At 70.5% G+C, this 6,172-nt stretch carries 6 protein-coding genes; 2 read left to right on the top strand and 4 right to left on the bottom strand.

The window, feature by feature from the left end; all coding sequences use genetic code 11:
- Nucleotides 1-1,355, top strand: a 1,355-nt coding sequence (locus ABFX50_RS46295) for an ABC-F family ATP-binding cassette domain-containing protein (RefSeq protein WP_346156581.1), incomplete at its 5' end; no start/stop codon positions are given.
- A 23-nt stretch (nt 1,356-1,378) separates the two neighbouring features.
- Here ABFX50_RS46295 and ABFX50_RS46290 read toward each other — a convergent pair.
- Nucleotides 1,379-1,825 (bottom strand): hypothetical protein, encoded by a 447-nt coding sequence (locus ABFX50_RS46290; protein ID WP_346156578.1) that lies wholly within the window; start codon nt 1,823-1,825, stop codon nt 1,379-1,381.
- Between the two features lie 282 nt (nt 1,826-2,107).
- Here ABFX50_RS46290 and ABFX50_RS46285 point away from each other — a divergent pair, with 282 nt between their 5' ends.
- Entirely contained in the window at nt 2,108-2,617 is a 510-nt protein-coding gene (locus tag ABFX50_RS46285; protein ID WP_346156575.1) for a hypothetical protein, read from the top strand.
- 79 nt (nt 2,618-2,696) lie between these two features.
- Here ABFX50_RS46285 and ABFX50_RS46280 read toward each other — a convergent pair whose 3' ends face one another.
- The 3 genes from ABFX50_RS46280 to ABFX50_RS46270 all read right to left on the bottom strand — a co-directional run bounded on the left by ABFX50_RS46280 (nt 2,697) and on the right by ABFX50_RS46270 (nt 6,091).
- Complete coding sequence (locus ABFX50_RS46280) at nt 2,697-3,542, bottom strand: class I SAM-dependent methyltransferase (RefSeq protein ID WP_346156573.1); 846 nt, start codon at nt 3,540-3,542, stop codon at nt 2,697-2,699.
- Between the two features lie 138 nt (nt 3,543-3,680).
- The gene (locus tag ABFX50_RS46275) at nt 3,681-5,036 is read right to left on the bottom strand and encodes a sensor histidine kinase (protein ID WP_346156568.1); all 1,356 of its coding nucleotides are present in this window, start codon (nt 5,034-5,036) and stop codon (nt 3,681-3,683) included.
- Nucleotides 5,037-5,299: 263 nt separating this feature from the next.
- The gene (locus ABFX50_RS46270) at nt 5,300-6,091 is read right to left on the bottom strand and encodes an SDR family NAD(P)-dependent oxidoreductase (RefSeq protein ID WP_346156566.1); all 792 of its coding nucleotides are present in this window, start codon (nt 6,089-6,091) and stop codon (nt 5,300-5,302) included.
- Nucleotides 6,092-6,172: the final 81 nt, after the last annotated feature.

Raw genomic sequence — 6,172 nt, 5'->3', positions numbered from 1 at the left:
CCGTGATCGCCGCGCTGGACGCCATCGAGTCGGGCGACGCGAGCGAGGAGCACTTCACCACGATCGGCAACGACTGGGACATCGAGGAGCGCACCCGCGCCCAGCTCGACCGGCTCGGGCTCGGCGACCTCGGGTTGGGGCGTACGCTGCGCACGCTGAGCGGCGGTCAGGCCGTCTCGCTCGGCCTGGCCGCGCAGCTGCTCAGGCGTCCCGATGTGCTGCTGCTCGACGAGCCGACGAACAACCTCGATCTCGACGCGCGCCGCAAGCTCTACGCCGTGCTCGGCGACTGGACCGGCTGTCTGCTCGTGGTCAGTCACGACCGGGCCCTGCTCGACTGCATGGATCGCATCGCCGAGCTGGACAGGGGCGAGGTCCGCTTCTACGGCGGCGACTTCACGGCCTACGAGCAGGCCGTACGGACGGAGCAGGAGGCCGCCGAGCGGAACGTGCGCAGCGCCGAGCAGGAGCTCAAGCGCGAGAAGCGGGAGATGCAGCAGGCGCGCGAGCGGGCCGAGCGCCGGGCGAGCAACGCCGCCCGCAACCTCAAGAACGCCGGTCTGCCGCGGATCTTCGCGGGGAACATGAAGCGCGGCGCGCAGGAGTCGGCCGGGCGGGCGGGCCAGACGCACGCGGCCCGGGTCGGCGACGCCAAGGCCAGGCTGGAGGAGGCCGGGCGCACCCTGCGCGACGAGCAGAAGATCACGCTGCGACTGCCAGGGACCCACGTCCCCGCGGGGCGCACGGTCTTCCTGGGCGAGCATCTGCAGGCCCGCGGCCTGTTCGCCGCGCCGGGCCTCGACCTGACGATCCGCGGGCCCGAGCGCATCGCGCTGACCGGCCCCAACGGCGCGGGCAAGTCGACCTTGCTGCGCCTGGTCAGCGGCGAGCTGGAGCCGGACGGCGGCAGCGCCAGGCGGGCCGACGGCCGGATCGCCTACCTCTCACAGCGGCTCGACCTGCTCGACGTCGAGCGCACCGTGGCCGAGAACCTGGCGGCCTTCGCTCCCGGCCTGCTGGAGGCGGAGCGGATGAACCTGCTGGCCCGCTTCCTGTTCAGGGGCGCCCGTGCGCACCTGCCGGTGGGCGTGCTGTCGGGCGGCGAACGGCTGCGCGCCACGCTGGCCTGCGTGCTCTGCGCGGAGCCTGCGCCGCAGTTGCTGCTGCTGGACGAGCCGACCAACAACCTCGACCTGGTCAGCGTGGGGCAGCTGGAGAGTGCGCTCGGGGCGTACGAGGGGGCGTTCGTGGTGGTCAGCCACGACGAGCGCTTCCTCGCCGAGATCGGGGTGGAGCGCTGGCTGGAGCTGTCCGGCGGGCGGCTGCTGGAGACCGGAGGGCTCGCCGGTGAGTGACGCGCCGCACACCCCGTGGAGCGTCATCGGGGCCAGTTCGCGATGATTTCGGGCGTGATGGCGTCGGCGTGGCAGGTGAAGGTCGTGCGCGAAGCGAGGTCGTAGAGGCAGACCCTGACGTCCACCCGCTTGATCTGTCCGTCCGAGGTGAGCCGGAAGGGGCTCTTGGCCGAACAGGTCGAGCGGGGCCGGCTCCATCCGGTGCCGCCGCCCACGTAGTGGAAGCGGGCACGGATGGAGGCACAGTGGCCGCGATGCCTGTCGCGGTCATGGAGCGTGCCGTGCACGGCGAAAGTCTCGGCGCTGAAGTCGGTGATCCAGACGTCGGCCTTGGCGTGGCCGGAGTGTCCCGCTGACGACGTGACGGGGCCCCAATGGATGGCGGAGGCCACGGCCGCCTGCGCCGCGGCCGGGACGCCTGTGCCGATCACGAGGGCGAGGACTCCACCGATGACATGTGTCTTTCCCATGGCCAGGACGGTAGGAGACACGACTTGGAGAGATCTTGCATCCGGCTGGCGTCACCCGGGCTCGAATCCTCAGGAGAGCCCGCGCCGATGGATGTTCGTCCTGCCGGGCCCGGCCGCCCCGCTGTTCGAGAGCCCTGGCGGTCGACGGCCATCTTTTCGTGCAAAGATTCGCATATGGATGCGGCTATCATTCTTCGCGCGGCTGACGAATGCGGGTCCTACCTGCGTTCAGTGGCAGATCAGAAGTGGGCGGAAACGCAGATCCCGGGGATGGACCGGACTGTGGCGGGCATCGTGGCCCACATCGGTGACTGCCTGATCTGGTACGCCACGGACCTTGTCGCCGGCGACAGGGAACTGAGCACCATGGAGATGCGTGTTCGCCCGGAATCCGAGCCGGAGGACCTGATCGCCACGGTGGACGCCTTCGCCACCGTCCTCGCACATGTTGTCGCCGGAACCTCGCCCGAGGCCCGAGGATGGCACCCCGACGGCAGAGCCGACGCGACCGGCTTCGCGGCCATGGCCTGCGACGAGATGCTCGTGCATACCGCCGATGTCGGGACAGGCGTCCATCAGCCCTTTGTTCCCTCTGAGGAGATCGCGGCGGCCACACTGCGGCGCCTGTTCCCATGGGCGCCGACGGACACGGACCCCTGGCTGACCCTGCTGTGGGCCAACGGTCGTGCGGACCTGCCCGGCCAGGAGCGGCAGGCGGGATGGAAATGGCACTGCGCTCCCCTGGAGGAGTGGGACGGAACCAACCCCAGGAGCTCAGCCGCCGCCTCCTGAAGGTCCGGGAGCCTTGGACGCCGTCGGGATGGACGGACCCTCGAGCACGGACGGGCGGCAGGCCGTCGCGGCGTCGCCGTCACCGCCCACGAAGCGGCCTGCGCCAGGTCATGATCTCGGTCGCCGGAAGACGCTCAGCGAAGCGGTCGTCGGGCGCCGCTCGCCGCAGCACCGCGCGCAGGTCCCGCTCGAAGTCCTCCACCCCGCCGCCGAACAGGTGAGGGGCGGAGTCGGATCGGGAGAACACCCATGCCACGATGTCGTCCGCGGTGCGGTGGACCACGTCCCCTGCCGGCACGACATGCCGTCGGAAGTCCTCGAACCCGGCCCGCGCCAGGACGAGGTCCTCCCGGCCCGGCGTGCCGTTGACGAGCCTTCCCTGACCCGCGCGGCGCACCGGGCCCAGATGGCGACGGACCAGGTCGCTGATCCGCGCGTACGGCGGAGCGGGCAGCGGCGGCGGCGCCGGTTCGGGGGGCGGACTCTTGAGGTCGCTCATGTGGACGAACATGCCTCCCGGCTCCAGCATCTCCAGCACGGACGCGGCGACACGGTCCCGATCCGTCCAGTGGAAGGACTGGGCGAACACCACGACCCTGAACTCACCCAGACCGGCTGGTAGGTCCTCGGCGCGCGCGGCCACCCACCGCGCGTTGGTCACCCCGCGACGCGTGGCCTGCCGCTCGGCCTCGGCCAGCATGTCCTCATCTGGATCGACGCCGACCGCCTCGGCGAAGAACCGTGCCATGGCCAGCGTCACGATGCCCGGCCCGCAGCCGACGTCGAGGAGCCGGCCCCGGCCGTCCAGGGCGAGCGCCGAAGCCAGCGTTCCGGCGAAGCCCGGAGCGTACGGCAGCCGGCCGCGCTCGTAGTAGGCGGCACTTCCCCGGAACAGGGTGCTGTCCCACTGCCATCCATCCGGCACGGCGATCCCTCCACGAGTCGGCGCAGCCGCGGGCGTCGCGGTCATCCTGACCCCTTCAGGCTCTGCACGGGCTCGGCAATGGTAGCCAGAGGGCCACCGCGCCTGCACGCCCTTGCCGGGTCTCTGGCAGGTCGGTGACTAGGCAGGACGGTGTGCGGCGGCTGACTCAGGGGCGGGAAGGCGCAGGACGAAACACGCGCCGACGGGACTGTCGACGATCGTCAGGGATCCGTGGTGATCGCGCACGATCTCCCTGGAGATGGCCAGTCCGAGGCCGCTCCCGCGCGGGTCCCTCCGGCGGCCCTCGTCGAGCCGTACGAACCGCTCGAAGACGCGCTCCCTGCTGCCGGCGGGGACGCCGTGGCCGTCGTCATGGACGGAGACCACGGCGTCCTCGCCGTCCATGAACACTCTCACCTGGACGGCGGTGCGGGCATGGCGGGCGCCGTTGTCGAGCAGGTTGGTGAGAACCCTGCCGATCCCGAGCGTGCTGGCCTCCACCATCACCCGCGGATCGGCCGTGACCGTGACCGGCACCCGTCGCGGACGGCGGTCCGCCTCCTGCCTGACGAGCGCCGCCAGATCGACCGGCTCGGTCCTGTCGGGGATGCCGGCGTCGCGCCGCGCCAGGACCAGCAGGTCGGCGACGATGTTCTCCAGCCGTTCGGTGGCCGTCAGCGCCGACTCCACGACCTCGTCCCTGTCGATCTCGTCAGGCAGCAGCGCAGCGGCCTCCAGCCCCGTCCGCAGGCCCGTGATGGGGCTGCGCAGCTCGTGGGAGACGTCGGAGACGAACCTGCGCTGCTGCTCCACGGCGCGCTCCAGCCGATCCAGCGTCGCGTTGACGCTCATGGCCAGCCGCTGGATCTCATCTCGCCTGTCAGGAAGAGGCACCCGGCGATGCAGGTCCGTCGCGGTGATGATCCGGTCCATCTCGGCCCTGATCGCCTCCACCGGCGCCAGCGTGCGGCCCACCGCCCACCACATGGAGACACCACGCAAGATCAAGGCGACGATCGCGACGACCCCGAACAACAGCGCCCACATCGGCCGAGGCAGCAGGCCTGGTTCCGGTGTGGCGGCGATGGCGATGAAGGGCTTGTTCTCGAGGAAGAACCGGTGCGCCGTGGCCAGCAGGCAGGGGCTGTCCGGTCGCGGGTAGCCGCACACCGAACTGTCGCTGCGAAGCTCCTGCGGTGCGGGTAGCGTCGCGGGGATGGACGGCTCCCCGACGATCGTGGCGCTGGCCTTGACGACCTGTCCCTTGCGGCCGAGAATCTGCGCGAACTCGTCCTGGCCCGAGGTGATGAGCGGGCTCGACAGCTTGTCGGCCTCGGCGTCGAAGACCAGGCGCTGAGCGGCCCGTGACGCGTGCAGCTGGGCCTCGTCCACCGCCTCCTGCCTGATCAGCACCAGCAAGACCGCGTACAGCGCACCGACCAGCAGGCCGGTCACCAGTACCGCGGCGACCGACATCCTGACTTTGATGGGCATGTGTGCCGGTGACCACATCACGCTAGAGCATCCGGCGTCGCGAGCCTGTTGCAGATCTCATCAGTTCCCCCGAGCTGTACGGAAAGCATAGAGAACCGCTGGCAAAGTCAGGGTGACCGGCCACGGCACGCCGCACCGTGAGGCACTTCTCGCCGACGTCATCGGATGTGGTCCCCGGCGTCGCCGACGACAGGGAGGGGAGAACGGCCCGAAGGCCAGGCCGGGGTCACGATGAACCGTGGGCAGCACGCTGCCCGCGGCGGTCACACGTTCTTGGTCATGCCTCCGTCGATGAGGTACTCGTTGCCGGTGATGTTGTTGGGCGAGGCCAGGAAGGCGATGAGCCGCGCCACCTCCTCCGGCGTGCTGATGCGGCCGGTCGTCAAGCCGAGCCCGCTGATCGCCTGCTCCACGAACGATTCGTGGGACACACCCTGCTCCTTCGCGAGGCGGCCGACGAAGCCGTCCGGGTCGGCCCATACCCCGGTGCTCACTGGTCCCGGAGACACGGTGATGGCGCGCACGCCCTGCCCTCCGAACTGCTCGGCGATCACCTTGGTGAGAGCGTTGAGCGCGGCCTTGGAGACGTTGTAGTCAGCGGGCCCGACGGCGACGGTGCGCGCCCCGACCGAGGAGACGTTGATGATCGTGCCCCGGCGCTCGATCAGGCTGGGAAGCGCGGCGCGGCTGACCCGCAGCGCGCTGTAGAAGTGCAGGTTGAAGGTGTGCTCCCAGGCGTCATCCGGCAGCTCCAGCAGGTTGAGCCTGACCCCCTTGGCGAAGTCGTCGGTGTCGCCGACGCCCACGTTGTTGACCAGCAGGTCGATGCCGCCGAGCTCGTCGATGGCGCTGTCGATGAGCCGGGCCGGGCCCTCGGCCGTGGAGAGGTCGACGGTCACGGGCACGGCCCCGGTCTCCTTCAGCTCCGCTGTGATGGTGCGTGAGCCGGTGACCACGCGCATCCCCTCGGCGAGCAGGGTCCGGACGAGGGCCAGGCCGATTCCCTTGCTGCCGCCGGTGACGACCGCCGTCTTGCCTGTCAGCTGCAGATCCACTGGGTGTTCTCCTCTTTCGTGACCGCAGCGGGCGCTGCGGTGCGGGGGTGTCGCGGGCAGCGGGGCTCATCGCGACGTCTC

Source organism: Nonomuraea recticatena (assembly GCF_039533245.1).
Taxonomy (GTDB): Bacteria; Actinomycetota; Actinomycetes; order Streptosporangiales; family Streptosporangiaceae; genus Nonomuraea; species Nonomuraea roseola.
The sequence above is the reverse complement of the archived record's forward strand: the minus strand, read 5'-3'. Positions and strand labels throughout refer to the sequence as shown.